This window comes from Glaciimonas sp. CA11.2, assembly GCF_034314045.1.
In the GTDB taxonomy this organism is placed as follows: Bacteria; Pseudomonadota; Gammaproteobacteria; order Burkholderiales; family Burkholderiaceae_D; genus Glaciimonas.
In genome coordinates, this window is record NZ_JAVIWL010000001.1 from 1,504,958 (window position 1) to 1,526,348 (window position 21,391).

Below are 21,391 nucleotides of genomic sequence, written 5' to 3' on the forward strand. Positions count from 1 at the left end.
GAGGAAACTCATAGTGGCACCCTGAAGTCCGATAGCCAGCAGGCGCTCACAATTTCCCATAGCTATCAACGCTTTTCAAACTACTCAAAGACAGCGCGACATACGATCATTGCAGCATTCCTTCAAAGGGTGATGTCGTAAAATATCAATTTCAAAATTTGGCGTTACTACGCTGCGATTACGCGCACATATTCCTCTAATCCCTTATTCTAAATTCGATGTTCTTGTCGCAAAAATTCTGCCAACGATGTCCCGCGCACCAAATACCAAGCACACTTTTAGCACCTTGCCATTTCCATTTTCTCGGTTAATCGACTCTCCACACATTGCGTCAGACCACAAAAAAACTATCACTTTAGGTCACTTATAACTTATCGGGTTATGGCTATCCAAAGACGCGACATAATGTTGTGCAGATTTAGGCAACTACAGGAATCTTATACACATTAGAGAATCCTCTTACGTCGTTAGAGATTGTTCTGGTATCAATCCCTCTTTATAATTTGTAATATTAGCCTGCGTATTTGACATGGTCAGAGAAGTACTTCATGCATCCGATCATTGATTAATACCAACTGAAATGGGCCTGATTACGCAAGGCCTGTTGACATATGATTTTGGAAATTGCGTTAAATTCAAAATGTGTACAGCAAAGCGCCTGGCAAAGTTGGGAACCGCTCCGACAAACCATGCAGAACCAGCACACGTTAGGTTTGAGCTTGCCGCTACATTCTATCGTACCGCTACGTCGCCTCGCTCCACATTCATTCGTAGCGCCGGCCGCAACCTCGTACCCCCCAATCATAAGTCAACAGGCCTGATAAACATGCTTAGTTACGGGGGTGCTTTACCTTCGCGAACTAATACCAATAATCCTACAATCAATCCAGTGAAAGAAAGCGATGAAACAAACAAAGTGGTTAAAGAAAGTATCCTATACAGTGGCTGCATTAGGGGTGCTGAGTGTTGCGCAGGCGGCCGTTTCAAGCCCGATTCTTTATGACGGTATAGGTAAAGTGAAGGCAGGTCAAAACGCGCGTGCAGCAGAAGCCGCTCCAAACAACAAACTGAGAGCTAACGCAAATAACGCCAAGTCGACGCAAGATTTTTTGAACGGGATGGATCTAGATGTAACCCAGGTTAAGTTGGCAGACGGCAGGATCCGTGTGACTGTTGTTGCCAATAATCCCAAAATGCCAATGCCACCGACGCCGATGGAGTACTACTGGATAACGCCGTCGAATTCTGAAGATCATCAACCAGAATCAGAACTAACCGAGTCGTCGACTTTTACATTTACAATGCCCGCAGCACAAACTGAAAAATACATTATCGATTTGATGGGAATCGAAATGGGGAGCAGTAACATCGCCGGTCATGTCAGTACTTCCGTGGTACCAATTGAGTCGACGCAAGCCTACCTGAACGGGCTGAAGCTTGACTTTACACAATCGAAATTGGCGAATGGCGCAATACGGGTAGTCGTAAAAACCAGCAATCCGAATGTCCAGACGTCACCAAAGCCGGTAGAATTCCATTGGGGAGCCCCGTATGATTCAGTTAATCATGAGCCTGCCTCTGAATATGAACAAAGTAAGTCTTCGACGTTCGCATTTACGATGCCAGCAGCGCACACTGAAAATTACAACCTGGGCGTAACAGGAATGGAAAAGGGGAACACTAACGTTTCCGCTACCGTCAATGCCTCCGTTGTACCCCTTGGATCGACGCAGGCATACCTGAACGCATTAGAGCTTAATATAACGCAATCAAAGTTAGCGAATGGCGAAATACAGGTGGTTGCTAAAACCAGCAATCCGACTGTACCAACGTCGCCAAAACTGATGGATTACGCGTGGATACCGCCATCGAATTCCGTTGATCATCATCCTGAATCTGAATTAGAACAGCTCGAGTCTTCGACGTTCACATTTACGATGCCTGCCGCACAAACTGAAAAATACGATCTTAGTATGATGGTAGCCGAAAGGGCGCATACTACCGTTCATGCTTTTATTCATGCCTCAATTCAGCCTCTTAAAGCGCATCAGGCGTTTCTGAACCGCTTGCAGCCTGGTGACACGCAATCTAATTTGAAAGGCAGTCGCACCGCTCCATCGAGTCAGTCGATCACAGGCTTCGTAAACGGATTAAAACTTGATGTCACGCAAGATAAATTAGCCAGCGGCGAGACCAGAGTCGTCGTCAAAGCCATTAATCGGGATGCGCCAACGCCTCCAACACCGTTGACCTACGGATGGAGAGGCCCCACAGGTTCGACCGAACATCATCCGGCAAATGGAAAGAGGTCTGAGTTGACTACGTTTGCATATACGATGCCAGCAGCACAAACTGAAAACTATTATCTCTACGTCCCTACGTATGACAAGGTCAATAATAAATTAATCCGCATATTAGAGACGCGAATTACGCCTGCGGAGTCGACACAAGCGTTCCTCAATGGATTGACGCTTGAAACTACCCAAACCAAGTTAGAAGTAGGCGGCACCAAAGTAGTAGTCAAGGCTATCAATACGCACATGTCGGCATCGCCGACACCGGTGGAATACTACTGGATAGCGCCACAGGGCTCAACCGAACATCATCCTAAAAGTGGCTCGCGCACCAAGTTTTCTACATTTGAATTTACAATGCCTGCGACACAAATTGAAGAATATAATTTTAATATCGAAGGATTCGAAGAGGGAAATAATAAAGTAAGAGCTCCACATATGACTTCAATTATGCCAATCGGGACGACGCAAGCCTTTCTGAATGGATTGACGTTTCACTCCACTCAAACCAGGTTGGAAAGTGGCGCAACCAGAGTCGTTGTTCAAGCCAGTAATCCACATGAAGCGACGCCTCCGATGCCGATCGAATATCGATGGGGAAGACCAGTTAGATCCACGGAACATAATCCGACAGAGAGACTCACTGATTCTTCAACATTCGAATTTACAATGCCAGCGGGACAAGTTGAGGAATATAGTATTATTGTAAAAGGGTATCAAAAAGATACACATACTATTTCTTCTTCTACTACCGTCTCTTTTCAGCCGATTAAAGATGAGATTAACCCGTTCTAGGTAGCGCTGTAAGAATATAATTAAAATCTTCTTCAAAGTCCTCGTTTTGCTCTCTTCATAAGAGCAAAGCGAGGAAAATCACATTGCCAATTTAAAGACTTGTATCGGACTGACGCTCGTCGGTTTTCGAAACCGTCAACGCTTTTTAAATCACGCAAAAACTGCTCAAAACCGCTCAACGGTCCATCAATGCCGCATGTCACAAAAGGGAGAGAATTCTGCTCCAATCTGGTTTTCAACCGATGTACCAATGATGCTTTTATTCAGGTTGAAATTTTCCATCGTTTATTCGACGGTCCTGCGGTTACATGGAACAATTCAGTTGTGACTCGCCTGCGTGGTTGCGCCATTCAGTGTGAAAGCCGATAACCGACTACCAATCTGGTCATGTCGAAGCCCCCAAACTGTAGAGTGACAATATTTCCACAATTTTGCAACACTGTTTTAGCAAAAAAACAGTGCCCTAGGATTTACATGGCTCTCAATATATCTAGGAAAAACTCTCTGAATAATTGTGCGGTTTGTAGGCGAAAAACCTTACATTAAATCTAAATAAAAAAAACACAGCATTTTTAGATGCTGTGTTTTTCATTAACTAGCACGCAGTTTTATTACCTGCGCGGCGGCTACTTACCAAGAACCATAATTTACAGTGAATGTAGCGACACCAGTGATGTCGACTTCTTCTTCAGTTTTCACGCCCGCTGCAATCAATTTATCTAGCGAAGCGATGGCTGGCTGAACATTTATCTCACCGGTATAGTAGCTACCGATAGCTTTGTAAAGGTTCAAAACTGAAAGCGGGTCAGCCAAATGTATCTTACTGCCACCAGGAGTCAGATACTCTTTAGTCCCAGTAAGACTCGCGATATCAGCAATTGGTATGGTAGGCAGGCCAACATTGTCTGAGCCCTCGATCGCCAGACGGATCGGATGTGCTGTCTTCAACGCTTTGGTCTTCGCACCGTACTTGATATTGTCAAGCTGGGCACCCCAGATACCGACATTGACCGGTTTTGCATCAACTAATGTGGTCATGTTGTAGAAGTAAGCAGGCGCGATGGAGCCCAGTATCGAAGTAATTCCCAGATCCGCCAGAGGAATATCGGTACCAACTTTGTCGCCGTTCTCAAAATTAGTATCATTCATACTTAGCGCAATTGGTGTGTCTGCGCCGTTACAATCTACTGTAAAAGTCTTTGTCTTTTTAGAAAGTGCTTTACCCAGCGCTGAAGCAGACTGTGTACCATATTCAAACGTAGCGTCACCATTACCAATCGATACGACGCACGCGCCAGGAGTCAGTTTTACGTTCAACGTAACGGTCGCAGTGTCTGCCGCCATTGCGCCAGCAGAAAATACCGTCGCAATAGATGCTGCTAATAAGTGTTTAGAAATTTGTTTCATTGTTGTAAAACCTCATAAATTAAAAATAATGCACGTTATGTCGCGCGAAGATTTCTCCCTAACGGGAGAAATTTTTTTGGATAAAACTCACTTCCAATTTTTTCCTACTACAACTCAATAATAGAAATACGAATATTGCTGCTCATAATGGCTTGCGCGGAACCCGACTTTCCTTGTAGATTGAGTTGTGGTGAGAGTGCTAATTTGGCCTGCAATGTGCTGACCAATATTTCTGTTCCATCAGATGCCAGAGGAACAACCGTCTCATCTGCCTGCAACTGCAAGTCCGCTTTTTGTATGTCGTTCTGTTTGTTGGCCTGCAACACACGCCATTGCTGGATGGGCCGCTCGTTGACGATAGCTGGGCCTAGAGTAGCGATAACATGGCCTTCATCTGCAGTACCAAACTGGATCGTCTTCTCAGTTTCTGCACCCATCCCGGTAATTCTCAAGCCTAGGCGGACAGGTCGTTGACAACTAACCTGCACGGATAGCTCCTGCCGTCCAGCAGATGCAGACTTGCCATCCACGCTGGTCGCTTGCAAATATTCATGCGTGAAATTGCCATAATCAATTTGCGTTTGAGATAGCGCCAGAGAGCAGTTTTCGCCTGTCTGCGCAAAGGCCGCGGATGCGCAACTGCCTCCCATTAAAGCCGCGATGGCAAAATACTTTGCCCATTTTGTGTAATGTTTCATCTCAAGATTTCTTTTCACTATTAATTGATTGCTGGCACACCGCCGTGGCTGTTTCATAGATCTGGTCGCTTGCCTGCTTTTTCGGTAAGGCGACCTCGCATAGAATCGTCTTGCCAACGCGTACCTGGACTGCGTCCAAATCTGTAACATTTGGGATGAAAGCGCCACCATCGCGACCGACTATCGTGGTGATGTATGTGCCTTCAACGTCCGAAACGATCGCACCGGCTTTAATTGGATGGCCATCTCCATCCTGCATGTTCAAAAACATTCTGCGTACCTGTGTGACCTCAAACGGAATGTTGGTCACGGAGCCGCGCGCCATTCTTACTTCTTTGACGCCGTTTTTAATATCTGCATTACGTGGCAGCGTTGAAGGGACAAGCTGAATACGTTCAGCACTGAAGGGGCGTAAATTTGGAATAACTGCATAGCCACGCCAATCACTCCACGCTGGTCCCGATGGCGTCATCATTTTGACGCCACTGAACTCACCAACTGAAGCGACACCAAAGGTGTCATCGACCCGGTGCGGCGTGAGTGTCACTCCACCGCCATGCGCCACCGCACCGCCTTTGATGCTGAAGCTACTGCTGCCAGTACCATCAGAGCCAGTTGAAACTGAGGCACTCATTGCTGCCACCCGCGATAGGTACGATACTGAGCCGGAAGCACTCGGTCCACCGTAAGCAGATTGTGCTGATCCCAAAGAATAGGCGAACTGGTCGTTAACGCTCTGGCTATAAGTCTCGGCGAGTGATGTATGACCACCAGATCTCTGCGCTGAGGCCCCAAAATTACCTTTGCCCAACGGCATACTCAAACTGGCATAAATGCGCCAGTCACTGGCTTGTCGGGTAGTGCGCTCGGCATTTACACTAAACGACATTCGTTTGAGCGTTTTGCGCCAGCTCGCGCGGAATTGCCCAGTCTCACCATGATGTGCCAACACATGATGGTAGTAAGACGCACTCACACTACCCAACGTGCGGTGGGAATAATTCACTCCCATGCTATAGGAATTCCTACGCTCATCCAGATCGTCCAGCGCATTTACCGTGTTCTGCTCATCGGCATTTAGCTGACGGAAACGCGAACCAAATTCCCGATATTTTGCAGTCTGCGTCGACGCGCCAAAACTAGCGCCAAAACCGGAGCGAAGTTGATGACTACTACCAATATTGACTATTGCCCCGGTGCTGTCGGAACTTTGATCTGTGGCCGTGCGCAAGCCCAGATTAAGGCTGTGCGAACCAATGCGGTTCCTGACGGAGCCGAACGAACGTTGCGCAGTAGCGCCGACGCCATAATATCGGTCAGCCAATAAAAATCCCGCCATTCCACTGCTGGCCTCTCCAAGCGGCATTTGAACTGAACCGTAGGAAAGCCAGCTGGAACGATCCTTGTTGCCTGTATTAAGAACGCCGGTTTGTCCCATCCCGACAAAAAAAGCAGGACGTGATTGTCCGGCACCGCCTGCGAAATCCCAAGCCGGTACAGAGAACGTCTGGTGCTGACCGTTCGACTCAATCACTGTAACAATTGCGTCTGATGTACGACTTAGGAGAGGCACTTTTTTCAACGAAAAAGCACCTGCCGGTACCACCGTTGAGTACACCAGCGTGGCTTGCTGACGCACTTCAATACGCGCCACGGTCTCCGCCATTCCAGACACTGTGGTCGTCACACCATCCAGGGAGTTTGCAGCAAAATCAGGGATAAATTGCGCGCCGACGTAGGAAGGAACAGAAAAGAGAGAGCCGTCCCCGTTCAATTGCCCAACACGTAAAATCGTACGCGACTTCATCACCGAACGCTGCGCGTAAGCGTACTGGTGTTGAAGATCCAAACGACCGGTGTCATCTTGCGTGAACGTTTGTCGACTCCGTAGCGCCCAATTATCGACATTCAAACCAAGCTCTGTGAAACCAGAAAAGGAATCAAACCCGCCACCTGCATAACGCCCCTGAAAGTAGGACACGTCGTAATTAAACATTCCAGCCGCACCACCTCGTTGAAGAGCGAGCTCTGGCTCGCTTGATGCTCGCATCACTTCAGCGGGAACATATAAATCCATCGCTTGACGTTGCGGATAGAAATGTGCGGTAGCTAGCGGCACAAGCTCGGTCAAAGGTCGACATGCTTCTCCGATGGAAAGCATTTGCTCCGGTGCTGGCGCGATACCAAGTATTTGCAAATTGTCTGCGCTAAAACAAGGCACTCCCTCATCATCAAAGCGGATGGTCGCTGTGATAGTTTTGACTCGGTTAATCCGCACATCAACGCGCTGGTTGCCCATCGGAAATTTGCCACCTTTAGCAAAGTGGGTCGCCATTTCTTGCGGCAAAGATCGTGCTCGCAAAATATCCGTATCGAAATTTACCATTGCCAATTCTGAGGCGTGCGCTATCCCTACGGCCAAGCTTAAAGCTGCCGGTATTAATTTCTTCATGTCAGTTTTTTTCTTAGGTTGGTGCTTTGGTCATCAGATCGGTGACGGAAGAAACAATCTCTTTCGTGGTGTGCCCATAATCATTTACAGGCAACAGACTTAGCGAAGAAAAGGCAGATGTTGCATCACTCAAACCCGCAACGCGCTGTTGGCCAGGCAATAAATATCCGCCCGATAAAACTGCCTGTTCTTTTGACGGCAATAATGTCAGTTGCGGCATAAACATAACGACCTGATTGCTGTTGTTGACCACGTTAAGTTGCTTACCATCACGCGTCCACTGAAGTTTTTTGTAGGTGTCTTCGGCATTTTCTTGCTCGGCGGCATTGACGTGAACAAAAAGCGGAACAGCTTGCTGGAGTACGAATTTGATGCCGGTTGATTCCGGTGGAATAGCTTCAAACACAGCACGCTTCAGCGTGTCTTTTTTTGACTTCTGATCGCCGTTGAGCATAAATCGTACCATTTGTGTTTCGCCAGGTTCGATACGTACGACTGGTGGCGATACGATTATTTTAGTCGTCGTATCTTCAGGAATATCTTCAATAAAAGAGTGCAGCAATATAGGATAGGGAAACGTATTTTTGACATTATTTACGCCTTCACCAGTTTTGCTATCGACAATCACTGCCAGGCGTTCCAGCGTGACTGAGGCTTTTGCAATACTCGCAAAAAAGGGTAATGCACAAGCTAGCGTGAGCGCAAAAAGACACGCTTTTTTTTGAAAAAACATTTCATTGATCCCTTCGTATTATTGACAGACGCCTGTCATATCCAAGCTAAAACATAGTGGAAGAATTATAGAAAATACTGGCGTCGAAAAATACTGGAGAACCCTTTTAATACGTGAGAAGTATCTATAAATTACCGACAAATTAGACATATCTGTAATGAAAAAAGAATTCCCTAAAGGGCGTAGGGAAAAGCAGAAATTTATTTATTGAGGGGTCAGCTGAACAAAGCATTTTGCAGGTGGTTTCTACCTTGCAATGGGAATGGAGCGCCCTCTGCTTTAAACGGTACCAGAACCGGATTATTTGAATAAAATGGTATCAAGAATAGACTATCGAAAAATTAAATGTGGCACAATCCAAAGAACCAATTTGCTAAGTATTGGATTCTCCCTTACAGCCTTGATCCCCCCGATCATCACCAACTTGCACTATCTGGAGCTAACCGATGTTTATATCCACCGAGCTTGAATATGTAGGATTTTGGGCGCGCGTCTGGGCCAGTCTGATTGACACCATTTTGATGATGATGGTGATTTTTCCGATATTGTTCGCCATTTATGGGCGTGTGGAAATGGCATCCGGCGTCACGTTGACGGGTGCGTCTAATATTTTGATTTCGTATATTTTGCCGGCCGTCGTCGTAATTATATTTTGGACTACCAAGAATGCAACGCCGGGAAAAATGGTGATAGGTGCCACTATCGTTGATGCAGAAACCGGCGAACCACCAAGCCTGAAGCAGCATGTAATCCGCTATATCGGCTATTACCTTTCAGCGATTATCTTTTGCCTTGGTTTTATCTGGGTTGGATTCGATAGAAAAAAACAGGGGTGGCATGACAAACTGGCGGGAACGGTGGTTGTGCGGAAGAAAAACAAAGGAACAGAGCCTGTCAAGTTCGGCATTTAAAAAATCGAGAAATAGTCGCTTTATAAAATTGGTGGTCATACGCTTACGACATATGCTTTCCTTAGCCAGCTATCTTAGCCAGCATTCCCAATACGCACGTGCATAGTTTTTAAACCATTCGGGCCGCCTATTTTGTTCAATAGGCGGCCCGAGGCTGGAAGATAAGTACATTGTGGTCTGGCAGCTAAAAGCCGCTTTAACGCGACAAATATTAATGGTTATCGCGATGTTCTTCTTGACGCTCATCACGGCGGCCATCACGGTGGTCATCGTGATTATCTTCGCGGTAATGATTTTCTCGCCATTGACGTTCACGCCATTCACGCGCACGCATACGGCGTTCATGCCACTCTGACTCACGATCCTGCTCTATATAAACAGGGCGAGGTTGAACATATATCGGACGCGGCTGAACATACACCGGTTCTGGACGAACATAGACGGGTTCAGGGGCAACATATATGCCCGGAAGGCCAATATTTACACCCACATCCACGTGCGCCATAGCGGGACTTGCCGCCATCACTAATACCGCGCTGGTGATCAGCCCGGCTATGATGCTAATCGTTTTTTTCATCATTTTTTCCTTCTGTTTAAACCATTTTTAATACCGATTCGGCTTGCGCCACTACCATGAATTGGCAGTTATCGTTCAAAGAAATTTATTAACCCAGACGTAATACAAGAACTTGTTGAACGTAGTCAGTCAAATACTGAAATATAAAAGACAGGACAAGCCTGTCTCTTTTTTTACACGCTAACTTGATTACTTAGCAGATGCAGATGCACCTGCTTTTGCGTTCACACCAACACCAGCGGGGTGCACTTTGACTTTACTGTTAAGCGAAGTGTGGTGCGCTTTCGTTGCAGTATTCATCGCATCACTTTTAGCATCTACGACACCAGCATGTGCTTTTGCGTTGACATCTTCTGCGCCAGCTTTTGCTTTAGTGTCTGCAGCAACGAGAGCACTTGGTGCTTTCACATCAGGATTTGCAGATACTGAGGTAGATGTTGCGGCATTAACTGCTGCGGTTGGCATTGCAGCTTGAGCGAAACCAGCAGTGATTAACAAACCGGTGATCAAAGCAGCGTGGAATTTGTTCATGTGTGTCCCTTAGGTATCTTAGTAGCCTCAAGATGATTCTCGAGGAGTTGAGATATAAACGACTTGGGAAAGATAACGTTGACGCACATTACAACCCGTTACAACTCTGCTCCTTAACGTTGGCGTGATATAGACGGGCAGACTACCTTACTTATCGGCGACGGCTGAGCAGCGCGATTTTTGAACCACTGCAACAAATACGCGCAAGTTAAATACGCCTACATTTTTGGATGCCAGCGGTTTTTCACACCATCTGCAATGCGTTAACTAAAGTCATAATTATAAGATCAAGCAGAATGACTATAATGACAACTGCCCGCGTCCACGACGCTCTAGGAGAACACCAATGAACACCACATACAAAATCGCCGTACTCGCAGGTGATGGCATCGGCAAGGAAGTCATGCCCGAAGGCCTGCGCGTCGTCAACGCTGCCGCCAAACGTTTTGGCATTAATCTGGAACTCACCGAATTCGACTGGGCCAGTTGCGACTATTATGCGCAAACCGGCAATATGATGCCAGCCGACTGGAAGGCGCAGTTGTCGGGAATGGACGCGATCTATTTTGGCGCAGTCGGCTGGCCTGACATCGTGCCCGATCACATTTCGCTATGGGGCTCGTTATTAAAGTTTCGTCGCGAGTTTGACCAATACATCAACTTGCGCCCGGCGCAAACCTTCGAAGGCGTGCGCAGCCCGCTGGCAGATCGTGGCGCTGGCGATATCGACATGATGATCGTACGCGAAAACACTGAAGGCGAATACTCGTCCGTCGGTGGCATTATGTACGAGGGAACGCCTAACGAAATCGTGATGCAACAGTCGATATTTTCACGTCGCGGCAGTGATCGGGTTCTCAAGTTCGCATTTGAACTGGCCAAAAAGCGTGCACGCAAGCACGTCACGGTAGCAACCAAAAGTAATGGCATTTCGATCTCTATGCCTTGGTGGGATGCGCGCGCAGCCGAGATGGCAAGCCAATATCCGGACATTACGTGGGACAAACAACACATCGATATCTTGTGCGCGCGGTTTGTCCTGCAACCGCAACGCTTCGACGTCGTGGTTGCCTCCAACCTCTTCGGCGACATCCTCTCAGACCTCGGACCAGCATGCACCGGCACTATCGGTCTGGCACCATCGGCGAACATGAATCCGGAACGCCATTTTCCTTCCTTATTCGAACCGGTCCACGGCTCGGCCCCGGATATCTACGGCAAGAACATCGCCAATCCAATTGCCATGATCTGGTCGGGTGCGATGATGCTCGACTTTCTCGGCGGTGGCAGTAGCGATAGCAAGGGCCGTCAGGCGCATGACGCAATATTGGCTGCAATCAAATCTACGCTCGCATCTGGGCCGCATACCGCTGATATGGGCGGAAATACGTCCACCACTGCGATGGGTGAAGCGATCGCCCGACTGGTGTCTGAAGCGATCTAAAGAAGGCTTGTAGTGTTGGGAATGGCCCGCGATAGTTGATACTCGATGCTTGACCCGGCCTATTCCAAAATAATGCCTTTTGCTTACGGCGATACATCTCACTGCTCAAGAATGAATGCCTCTAGCGCAAGCTTCGGTAGCGGTTTGCTGTACAGGTAACCCTGGTAAGCTTTGCATCCCTCTTCTACGACGAATGCATATTGTTCGGCCGTTTCTACTCCCTCAGCCACAACGTCCAGATTAAAAGCTTTACCCAAAGCGACGACCATACGGATAATGATCGCGCCTTGTTGTTCATCGGCAAAATCCTGGATAAAGACTTTATCAATTTTCAACTCATCCAGAGGCAGGCGCTGTAGATAGGAAAGTGAAGAGTAACCCGTTCCAAAGTCGTCTAGAGAGAATCCAATGCCCATGGCCTTGAGGGCATGCATTTTGCGAATCGTGCCTTCAACATCTTTAATCAACAGGCTTTCGGTCAATTCAAGCTTGAGTCTGGCGGGATTCGCACCTGTATCAATAAGGATCTTCACAACTTGATCTACAAAATCCAGATGATGAAACTGGGAAGCGCTGACGTTTACCGACATACTAAACATCTCGGTCTCTGGCGATTTAGCCCATCGAGCCAATTGGACGCAAGCCGTGCTCAATACCCACAGCCCAAGTGGCATAATTAAACCGGTTTCTTCTGCGATGGAAATAAACTCTGCTGGCATCACCAATCCCCGCACCGGGTGGTTCCAGCGCACAAGCGCTTCAGCCCCGGTCATTCGGCCCTGCACATCAGACTGCGGTTGAAAGTAGAGAAGAAACTCATTCCTGGTCAACGCATGACGAAGATCGGTGACCATAGCAACACGGGCGGTGACTAGTGCCTGCATTTCGGGGAGGAAAAACGACATGGCATTGCGCCCGGACGCTTTTGCCTGATACATTGCAAGATCAGCTTGTTTCAAAACGTCTTCGGAAGTAATCGATGGACCGCCGAAAATGGCGATGCCGATGCTGGCACTACTATAGTGCTCCTGATAGATGATCTCGAAAGGCTTGCCAAAGGAGTTAAGTATTTTTTCACCAACTCCCCCGGCATTGTCCGCTGCCTCTTTCTCGGCATCCGCTAAATCTTCTAACAAGACAACAAATTCGTCGCCACCGAGCCGCGCCACCGTATCGCTGACCCGCACAGATTCTTTCAGCCGGTTAGCAACTAACTTTAGTAACATATCGCCTTCGTCATGCCCGCGAGTGTCATTAATACCCTTGAAGTTATCCAGATCAATGAATAGCACAGCGCCAAAACGTCCTGTACGCCGGCTTAACGCCACCGCCTTCTCGATCCGGTCGAGCAGCAACTGACGATTGGGAAGAGTAGTCAGCGCATCGTAGAATGCAAGTGCGTGTAATTCGCCCTCCATTGCCTTACGCTGGCTGATATCCAGAAAGTAGATAGCCAGGCCCTCTTCGGAAGGATATGCCCGTATCTCCATCCATATTTTCAGTTTCCCGTCATATTCCTCGAAAGCCACTGAACAGTTTTGTGCAATCGCCCGATGATATTCCCTGGCATATTGGCCACCGACCGCTTCAGAAAATATATCCCACAAACTGGTGCCAAGAACCTGCCCACTCGAAATTTGCAATAGCCGCTCAGCTTCGTGGTTGAGATACTTAAAATGCCATTGTCGATCGACCATCACAAACGCGTCGGTAATACTTTCCAGAGTGGCCGTCAACAGCGCCGCCTGCCGTACCGCGTTCGCCTCGGAACGCTTCCTCTCGGAAATATCCTGGATTCCTCCCCTTATCTGTATGACCAGTCCGGTTGTATCGCGCACGGCTTCGCCAGTGATACGTACCCACCCCTGGCGCTTGCTGGCCGTTAAAATTTCCACCTCTTGGTCGTAGGGCGTGCCGTCGCGGACGCAAGTATTAAAGAGATGTGTCAGTGATACGCGCCCTTTGTCCACGTAAAACTGACTTGCATCTGCAATCGTCGGAGTGGTGCCGTGTGATACGGCATAGATGTCACACACTTCTTCCGACCAGGAAACCTGATCGGTCTCTAAATCAGCCATCCAACCGCCAAAATGGGCGATACGACTCGCGATTTGAATCAGTGCTTCACTGCGCAACATTCTTGCCTGATATTGGTTTCGCGTTTCAAGTTCGTCGCGGGACCGTCGCAGCACCTCAATCGCTTGTTCTTGCGCCCCCAAATCCCGAACGATACGCCTTGCCAACAGCAATAAAACCAGTGTAAGTGAGACGCCCAGCAAAATGAAACTAGCGTGAGCTAAGCGCAGACTCTTCGATTCTTTTGCATTGCGGGCCGTCAGCAACCCATTTTCCTCGTCTATCATGTTCTTGGTCACGTGCTGCAACCTGTTAGATATATCGGCGCCCTCAACAAAATAGTGCGCTGCAGGAATGCTCCCCAAGGTGTCACTAATTGCCTGCGTTTTGATGAACATCGCGACTCTCTGCGCAAACAAGTCTTGAAGCGTCTTCAGGTAATGTATTTGTTTATTGTTATCTAACGTGAGCGCTTCTATTTCGCGTATATTCACGCGCGCCAAATCGACTGCATTTTCACGATCGTTTAAAAAACGCGCCGCCCGGAGGACAAAATACCCGCGTTGTGCCGATTCGGCGCGTATCAGATTATTTTGAAATTTTTCAATCGTACTCAGGACCTGATGGGTATGGTCGACCCATTTCGTGGCACTGTTCAATTTCGTTTCCATGTATACAGACAAGCTGGCTAATAGAACGAGTACGAACACTACGACGACGAGGGAAATGATGACTAAAGATTTAATACTTTTTTTAATCATTTTTATATCTCGGGAACATGCATTGAGACCGAGAATGCCGAACTCCGGATGGTTGACGGTGCGCAAGCCAACGGATTAATTACGTCCGAGAAGAATAATTCTCAAAAACAATAATAACCCCGAACTCGATGCCGGAAAGTATTAGTTTCCGATAAAGAATGCACTGGTTTAAGACACCCCGGATTTAGCACGCCAGCCCAGCAACCCCAGTCCAGGCATATTTGGATAATACAGTGATTTGTAATTTAGATAACTATATCAACGGATGCGCCGGGATAGTCTACGAGGTGGCCGCAGTTCGATATTATTATATTGACCGCTTAGGCGTCACTGCAGCTTGTATTTCTCACACCTTCACAATAGAATGCCGAAGCATTATCGCGGCTCGGATCATTATCATTTTTAGTCCCGAATTTGCATCATGTCAGCCATGCCACACCTAGTGTCACGGCCTCACTTATAGTTGACACCCTCTCCGTCAGTACCGCATGTCACTTACCCGTTTTCAAAAACGCATCGTCTGGACGTGCCTCATAGCCCTCTGGCTAAGCATGTTCATGCCTGCGATTTCACAAACGATGAAGGCGATGACGGCGACGCGGACGGCGCAGATAGTCAATGACCTCTGCACATCCTCGGGATTAGTTCATCTTGACACGAATAAGGGCGACAACTACTCGCTCCTGGTCAACGAGAATGGAGATCACCAAGATCACCCGAATCAGGATGGTCACGATGGTCACGATAGGCACGATGGTCACGACAGTCACGCCGACCATGGCGATGCCTGCGGCTACTGCACGCTGCTAGCGCATAGCCCGCTCGTCACCAGTTATTTCCACATCATGGTCGTCACGGCGGTCACGACGTCGCATGCGGTGCCGTTGTTATACGATTACTATCCACCACGCCCATTTCGCGGGCAGACCAATCCGCTCGATCCTCCCTCGCCCCTGAAGCAGTCCTGATTTTCTGATTAGTCATGTGCTGACACGATAGTGTCGCCGCCGCTGCATTGCTTATGCCGTGCGGAGGTGCTTATTCATTTGCTTAGCCAATTAAAGCGCTAGGTGAAATCCAGGGGAAGTTTATGCTTAATTTGCGTTCGCAAACTAAGGGAGTCGTGCGTGCTAATGCACGTGCCATCGGGTGTTCAATTGCGCTTGTTGCATCACAACGCACTTCATCATCCAGCCAGTCATCCTACTTAACAGCGGCATTGTTACCGCTTTCTTTTTTTGTCCTGCCTATCCTTTTTCAACCTGCGTTTGCCGCTGAAGAAGAAAGTCATGTTCCAGAAGTCGTCGTCACGGGGGTGAGAGAAAAACAAGTGTTTGATGTCAATTTGCCAGCTACGAGTGAACGTATCACCGCCCAACAGGTAGAAAATATGAACGTCATCAACACCGAAGATGCATTGAAATACATGCCTAATATGGCGATTCGCAAGCGCTTTATCGGTGATGAAAACGCCACCATTTCCGTCCGTGGCAATGGGAACTCACAGACCGCACGCGGATTGGTGTACGCGGATGGTCTTTTGTTGAGCAATTTCCTAGGCAATACATTCAGCTTTCCACCGCATTGGTCGATGGTTTTTCCCGAAGATATTGCGCAGGTTGACGTCATGTACGGTCCTTTTTCGGCCTTATACCCGGGCAATTCAATGGGAGCAACCGTGGCGATCACAACCAAAATACCGACCAAACTTGAGGCCATGCTGAAGACGCAAGTATTCCGTCAGCAATTCAATCTGTTCGGTGTGGATAGCCATTTTGATGGCAATAAAACCACCGCGTTGATTGGCAACAAGGTTGGAAATCTGTCCTTCCTGTTGGGGATTGATCATCTCAGCAATGCCGGGCAACCTTTCGTCTATGGCAACCAACTACGGTCTACCATACCGGCGACTGGCGCGGCTGTTCCGGTCACTGGCGCTTATCAATATACCAATCCCAACGGTGCACCTTCGACGCTATTTGGCGTGAACTCCGAAGGTGCTGAACGCGTCGTGCAAGATCAGTTCAAGTTCAAAGCAACTTACGACATCACGCCGACATTGCAGGCGGGATTGACGTTCGGCTACTGGCGTCAACAGGTGAATAACAACACTGCAACATTCTTGCGCGACGCTAATGGTAATCCTGTGGTCGCCGGTCTGGTCAATATTGGTGGCTATCAATACAACCTCCCAAAAGGGTTCTTTGCCCCCGCGGCCAGCGAAAGCGAGAATCAGCTTTATGGCCTGACACTCAAAACCCAACACCCGAACGGCTGGAACTATTCGGCGATTGCTTCCTATTTCGACATTTCAAAGAGCATTTCGCGATCCGCCAACAGCGGACTGCCAAATGATCTGACCGGCGTGGCCACCTTCGGCGATGGTTCCGGCTGGAAAACGCTCGATCTTGTGACCGACTACAAACCGGTTACCGTCAGCGCAGGGACGCATTGGCCCACCTTCGGCTATCACTACGACAATTACTTCCTGGAAAATAAGACCAAAAATCTAAGCAACTGGCGAGATGGTGATGGTAGTGGTGGCGGCGGATTCAATAATGCCTTTGCCGGCAAAACCGAAACACAGGCGCTGTTTGCCCAAGACGCATGGCAACTATCCTCACGCTGGAAGTTAACCACCGGATTGCGCTATGAAGACTGGCGCGCCTATGATGGCATGCGCGCAGTGGTTGGTTCGTCGCAAGCCTATAGCAATCGCACCGAATCTTATTGGTCGCCAAAGGCGGCATTGTCGTATCAGGCCACGCCCGATCTGACTTTCCGCTTTTCTACCGGACGCGCGTATCGCTTCCCAACGGTGAGCGAACTATTTCAAGGCAGCCTGACCGGATCAACGTTAGTGAATAACGATCCCAATTTGAAGCCCGAAAACGATCTGGCAAAAGAATTGAGTGCCGAGTGGTCACAATCGAACGGTCTGCTGCGCATGTCGCTATTTGAAGATGATGTAAAAAACACCTTGTTTAGCCAAACCAATACGGCGGTGTTTCCTAACGTGACGAATATCCAGAATATTGATCGCGTGCGCTCGCGCGGCGTCGAGCTGCGTTATTCCGGTGAAAATGTCATCCTGCGCGGCCTTGATCTCAGTGCCAGCGTTGGTTATACACGCTCAATCATTGTGGAAAATAGCAAAAATCCGGCGACGGTTGGAAAGAATTTTTACCGCATTCCATTGTGGCGCGCAAATCTGGTCAGCACCTATCGCCTCAATGAGCAAGCCAGCGTGATGCTTGGCGGGCGCTTCTCCGGGCGACAGTTCAACACGCTCACAAATACCGATATCAATCCCAATACTTTTGGCGGCACCAGTTCATTTTTGGTATTCGACACCAAGCTGACGTTTAAGCCGACGAAACATACTGAGCTTGGATTCGGCATCGACAATCTGACCGACCGACGCTACTACGTGTACTACCCGTATCCTGGCAGAACTTTCTATATGGAAGCAAAAGTCAGCATGTAGAAGATAGATGCGTGACAGATAGGCACCGTATACCGTATAGACAGCGCCTGTTCACTCTCTATCACACTCTTAAGATCAGCTCGGCTGTACACCGCCAATTATTGGTTGACGCAAAAGGGGCAGCGACTAGCCATTAGTCACCGCCCCGTAAAAACACATTTAGTACCGAAAACAAACTATGCAAACCACCCTTCAAGCGCCATCGCCCACCGACTCAGCACTTTCTGCCTCGCGCAATTACCGTATTTTATGGCGATGGCATTTCTATGCCGGACTGTTCGTGATGCCTTTTTTGATCGCACTGGCAATTACCGGCGCGATCTATGTCTTTAAGCCGCAGATCGATACCGCGCTGTATGGCGACAAGTTATTCGTCGCCGCCAGCACGCAACACCCAATTAGCTACGACAAGCAGTTAGCGATTGCCGCCCGCGCGGTTCCCAATGAGGCCGTCGCCACCTCGTTAAGCGTCAGCGCCAATCCGCAACGCAGCACCGAAGCGGTATTCCGTTTAACCTCGGGCGAAAGCACCAGCGTGTACGTCAATCCAACCACCGGCAGTGTTCTAGGCACGCTCAGCGTAGAACATCGCATCATGAATCAGGTACGACAGATTCATCGCGATCTAATGCTGGGCAAATGGGGTGGATGGTTAATGGAACTGGCGGCTTGCTGGACATTGATCATGCTGGGAACCGGAATCGCTTTGTGGTGGCCCAGAACAGCATTTTCTGTATGGGGAACGTTACTTCCACGCGGCGGTTTACGCGGACGCGCCATCTGGCGAGAACTGCATCTGGTCGTCGGTATCTGGGTGGCAATCGGTGCATTGTTTTTTATCTTGAGCGGATTACCGTGGTCGAGTTTCTGGGGCAAGAATTTTCAATCTATCGTCACATGGGCGAATGTCGATCATTCTGCACCGGCGTCTAAAACCGAACATATTCATGGATCGACAGCGCCGTTAAACCTTTCCACGCCAGCGATGCCCTCACCACCAATGAAGATGCGCGATCTCCCATTGGCCGAGATTCCCTGGGCGGTGGGCGCGACCACCGTGCCGATGTCACATGTCCACGTGATGCCACCGCAAAGACTCTCCATCGATCAAGTCGCGGCGATAGCGGCGACCAGCGGCATGCTGACCTATCAACTCGCGCTGCCTACAAAAAAATCCGGTGTATTTACCGTATCGTATGCTCCCGGCAATTCGATATTTTTACGCTCCGATCTTGACCAACAACGCACGCTGCATATTGATCAATATAGCGGAAAAATGTTGAAAGATATGCGTTTTTCCGACTACAACCCCGTGTCCAAAGCAGTCTCGCTAGGTGTTGCCTTGCACATGGGCGAATATTTTGGCTTGGCGAATCAACTGATTTGCGCAGCGATTTCATTAGCGCTGCTAGGAATAGCAATTACTGGCTTTGTGATCTGGTGGAAACGCCGTCCAGTAAAAGCATTGGGCGCGCCAAAGCGGGTGCTGCAACCACCATCCTCCATCAAGCGATGGAAAGGATATCTGGCGATTATGGGGTTTTTATTCCCATTGATGGGCGTGTCGATGCTTATTGTGTGGTTAGGCGACACCCTATTTTTTAGAAAGAAACCTTGATGCTTTTTTAGGTCATTAATCACAAATGACGTCACCAGAATCAAATTGAGATTCAGTAACATCTAGCATAAATATGCTACTGTATTATGTCATTGTCTCCACGTAGCAACGTAGCGAGCGCAAGCTAATTTTATTTCCGCCATTGTTCTTGACTAAAAAAATGGCGGCCAATAGACTCTCGCTGTTCTCGGAGCCCCTATGTTTACAAGTAAAAAAAATATCCTTATCGGCTGCCTGATGGCGTCGGCCTACCTTAGCAGTATCACCATGGCCAATGCCCAGGAAGAACCGACGCCAGTTTCTCGGGAAGCAGAAAAAATCATTGCTCCCGAGACATGGAACGCAAAATTTCAGTCAACCTACATCTGGCAGCGCAAACAGTCGTTCGATGCGCCTTATAGCGGCACTAACAGCTTGTCGCCAGAACGCGAAAAAGCATATTCCCTGACAGCGACCGGTTATTTCGGCCTTCGGCTCTGGGGTGGAGCAGAACTGTATTTCAATCCGGAAATGGTCCAGGCAGTACCGCTTTCAGGTTTGCATGGTTTGGGCGGCATGACCAATAGTGAACAACAAAAAACGAGTGGACCCAACCCAAAGTTTTATCGTGCACGACTATTTTTACGGCAAACCTTCGACTTTGGCGGCGCGCGTGATGCCGTCGAATCCGGGCCAAATCAGTTGGCTGGCATGGTCGATAAGCGACGGCTGGTCGTTACACTGGGGAACGTCAGCGTCACCGATATTTTCGATAACAACGCCTACGCGCACGATGCCCGCACACAATTCGTTAACTGGTCCTTTTTGACTTACGGCGCATATGATTATGCTGGTGACGCCCGTGGTTATACATGGGGCGGTGCGGCAGAATATTACTATGACGATTGGGCGATACGTTACGGTCGGTTCATGGTCCCGATTATGTCCAACGGACAGCCGCTGGAAACTCGTCTGGCCAAGTATTACGGCGATCAAATTGAAATTGAACGCGGCTACGCCCTCGGCAATCAAGTCGGCAAAGTAAGATTTCTAGTCTTCCGCAACAAAGAAAACATGGGCAGTTTCAGCGATGCTATCGCCGCTGACAACGGCGGCATTCCTTCAGTCGCTGCCGTGCGCAAAGACAGTTTCAAGGTTGGCTATGGCTTCAGTCTGGAACATGCACTGCGCTCTGACATTGGCCTCTTCGCCCGGGCCAGCAGAAACGATGGCAAGACCGAGACGTATTCTTTCACCGAGATCGAACGCTCTGTCACCGCTGGCGTAGCAATAAAAGGCGAGCAGTGGGGACGCTCCAAAGACACGATTGGTGTTGCCGTCGCGCAAAATGGCTTAAGCAAAGCGCATCAGGACTATTTATCGCTAGGTGGCCTTGGTGCGTTTATTGGCGATGGAAAATTGCATTACAAACCGGAAAAAATTCTGGAGGCGTATTACAACATCCACCTATACAAAGATACTTACTTGATGTTTGACGCTCAACGTATTACCAATCCCGCCTATAACGCAGATCGCGGTCCGGTCAATGTCGGGACTATTCGGCTTCACGCAGAATTTTAAGTGTTTGCCCGACCCTGATTGGGCAAGCGATTAGCCCTAGAGCGTGC

The 21,391-nt window shown here is 48.7% G+C and carries 14 protein-coding genes; 7 read left to right on the plus strand and 7 right to left on the minus strand.

What is annotated here, in order from left to right; all coding sequences use genetic code 11:
• Positions 1–902: 902 nt before the first annotated feature.
• Complete coding sequence (locus RGU75_RS06445) at positions 903–3,089, plus strand: hypothetical protein (RefSeq protein WP_322234092.1); 2,187 nt, start codon at positions 903–905, stop codon at positions 3,087–3,089.
• Between the two features lie 630 nt (positions 3,090–3,719).
• On the opposite strand, the gene RGU75_RS06450 is transcribed toward RGU75_RS06445, so the two are convergent.
• The 4 genes from RGU75_RS06450 to RGU75_RS06465 form a co-directional block, all read right to left on the minus strand.
• Positions 3,720–4,496: a hypothetical protein gene (locus tag RGU75_RS06450; RefSeq protein WP_322234095.1), complete on the minus strand. Its 777-nt coding sequence runs from the start codon at positions 4,494–4,496 to the stop codon at positions 3,720–3,722.
• 107 nt (positions 4,497–4,603) lie between these two features.
• Positions 4,604–5,194, minus strand: a complete 591-nt coding sequence (locus RGU75_RS06455) for a hypothetical protein (protein WP_322234098.1) — start codon at positions 5,192–5,194, stop codon at positions 4,604–4,606.
• Position 5,195: 1 nt separating this feature from the next.
• Positions 5,196–7,646, minus strand: a complete 2,451-nt coding sequence (locus RGU75_RS06460) for a fimbria/pilus outer membrane usher protein (RefSeq protein WP_322234101.1) — start codon at positions 7,644–7,646, stop codon at positions 5,196–5,198.
• A 13-nt stretch (positions 7,647–7,659) separates the two neighbouring features.
• Complete coding sequence (locus tag RGU75_RS06465; protein ID WP_322234103.1) at positions 7,660–8,379, minus strand: fimbria/pilus periplasmic chaperone; 720 nt, start codon at positions 8,377–8,379, stop codon at positions 7,660–7,662.
• Positions 8,380–8,825: 446 nt separating this feature from the next.
• Here RGU75_RS06465 and RGU75_RS06470 point away from each other — a divergent pair, with 446 nt between their 5' ends.
• On the plus strand, positions 8,826–9,290 hold the full coding sequence (locus RGU75_RS06470; protein WP_322234105.1) for an RDD family protein: 465 nt from the start codon (positions 8,826–8,828) through the stop codon (positions 9,288–9,290).
• Between the two features lie 211 nt (positions 9,291–9,501).
• On the opposite strand, the gene RGU75_RS06475 is transcribed toward RGU75_RS06470, so the two are convergent.
• Both RGU75_RS06475 and RGU75_RS06480 read right to left on the minus strand, forming a co-directional pair.
• Positions 9,502–9,870: a PXPV repeat protein gene (locus tag RGU75_RS06475; RefSeq protein ID WP_322234108.1), complete on the minus strand. Its 369-nt coding sequence runs from the start codon at positions 9,868–9,870 to the stop codon at positions 9,502–9,504.
• A 186-nt stretch (positions 9,871–10,056) separates the two neighbouring features.
• Positions 10,057–10,398, minus strand: coding sequence for a hypothetical protein (locus tag RGU75_RS06480; protein ID WP_322234110.1), 342 nt, complete (start codon positions 10,396–10,398; stop codon positions 10,057–10,059).
• A gap of 346 nt (positions 10,399–10,744) precedes the next feature.
• On the opposite strand from RGU75_RS06480, the gene RGU75_RS06485 reads away from it, so the two are divergent.
• Positions 10,745–11,842, plus strand: coding sequence for a tartrate dehydrogenase (locus RGU75_RS06485; RefSeq protein ID WP_322234113.1), 1,098 nt, complete (start codon positions 10,745–10,747; stop codon positions 11,840–11,842).
• Positions 11,843–11,940: 98 nt separating this feature from the next.
• Here RGU75_RS06485 and RGU75_RS06490 read toward each other — a convergent pair whose 3' ends face one another.
• Complete coding sequence (locus RGU75_RS06490; RefSeq protein WP_322234116.1) at positions 11,941–14,577, minus strand: EAL domain-containing protein; 2,637 nt, start codon at positions 14,575–14,577, stop codon at positions 11,941–11,943.
• 590 nt (positions 14,578–15,167) lie between these two features.
• Between RGU75_RS06490 and RGU75_RS06495 the strand changes: the two genes are divergently transcribed.
• The 4 genes from RGU75_RS06495 to RGU75_RS06510 all read left to right on the plus strand — a co-directional run bounded on the left by RGU75_RS06495 (position 15,168) and on the right by RGU75_RS06510 (position 21,344).
• On the plus strand, positions 15,168–15,647 hold the full coding sequence (locus RGU75_RS06495) for a DUF2946 domain-containing protein (RefSeq protein ID WP_322234118.1): 480 nt from the start codon (positions 15,168–15,170) through the stop codon (positions 15,645–15,647).
• Positions 15,648–15,769: 122 nt separating this feature from the next.
• The gene (locus RGU75_RS06500) at positions 15,770–18,166 is read left to right on the plus strand and encodes a TonB-dependent receptor (RefSeq protein ID WP_322234122.1); all 2,397 of its coding nucleotides are present in this window, start codon (positions 15,770–15,772) and stop codon (positions 18,164–18,166) included.
• 178 nt (positions 18,167–18,344) lie between these two features.
• The gene (locus RGU75_RS06505) at positions 18,345–19,784 is read left to right on the plus strand and encodes a PepSY domain-containing protein (RefSeq protein WP_322234125.1); all 1,440 of its coding nucleotides are present in this window, start codon (positions 18,345–18,347) and stop codon (positions 19,782–19,784) included.
• A 198-nt stretch (positions 19,785–19,982) separates the two neighbouring features.
• On the plus strand, positions 19,983–21,344 hold the full coding sequence (locus tag RGU75_RS06510; protein ID WP_322234127.1) for a carbohydrate porin: 1,362 nt from the start codon (positions 19,983–19,985) through the stop codon (positions 21,342–21,344).
• Positions 21,345–21,391: the final 47 nt, after the last annotated feature.

Coding starts and splice junctions, on each gene's coding strand:
- RGU75_RS06500 (WP_322234122.1), top strand. CDS start 15,770: ATGCTTAATTTGCGTTCGCAAACTAAGGGAGTCGTGCGTGCTAATGCA.
- RGU75_RS06450 (WP_322234095.1), bottom strand. CDS start 4,496: ATGAAACAAATTTCTAAACACTTATTAGCAGCATCTATTGCGACGGTA.
- RGU75_RS06470 (WP_322234105.1), top strand. CDS start 8,826: ATGTTTATATCCACCGAGCTTGAATATGTAGGATTTTGGGCGCGCGTC.
- RGU75_RS06495 (WP_322234118.1), top strand. CDS start 15,168: ATGTCACTTACCCGTTTTCAAAAACGCATCGTCTGGACGTGCCTCATA.
- RGU75_RS06445 (WP_322234092.1), top strand. CDS start 903: ATGAAACAAACAAAGTGGTTAAAGAAAGTATCCTATACAGTGGCTGCA.
- RGU75_RS06510 (WP_322234127.1), top strand. CDS start 19,983: ATGTTTACAAGTAAAAAAAATATCCTTATCGGCTGCCTGATGGCGTCG.
- RGU75_RS06455 (WP_322234098.1), bottom strand. CDS start 5,194: ATGAAACATTACACAAAATGGGCAAAGTATTTTGCCATCGCGGCTTTA.
- RGU75_RS06460 (WP_322234101.1), bottom strand. CDS start 7,646: ATGAAGAAATTAATACCGGCAGCTTTAAGCTTGGCCGTAGGGATAGCG.
- RGU75_RS06465 (WP_322234103.1), bottom strand. CDS start 8,379: ATGTTTTTTCAAAAAAAAGCGTGTCTTTTTGCGCTCACGCTAGCTTGT.
- RGU75_RS06480 (WP_322234110.1), bottom strand. CDS start 10,398: ATGAACAAATTCCACGCTGCTTTGATCACCGGTTTGTTAATCACTGCT.
- RGU75_RS06485 (WP_322234113.1), top strand. CDS start 10,745: ATGAACACCACATACAAAATCGCCGTACTCGCAGGTGATGGCATCGGC.
- RGU75_RS06475 (WP_322234108.1), bottom strand. CDS start 9,870: ATGATGAAAAAAACGATTAGCATCATAGCCGGGCTGATCACCAGCGCG.
- RGU75_RS06505 (WP_322234125.1), top strand. CDS start 18,345: ATGCAAACCACCCTTCAAGCGCCATCGCCCACCGACTCAGCACTTTCT.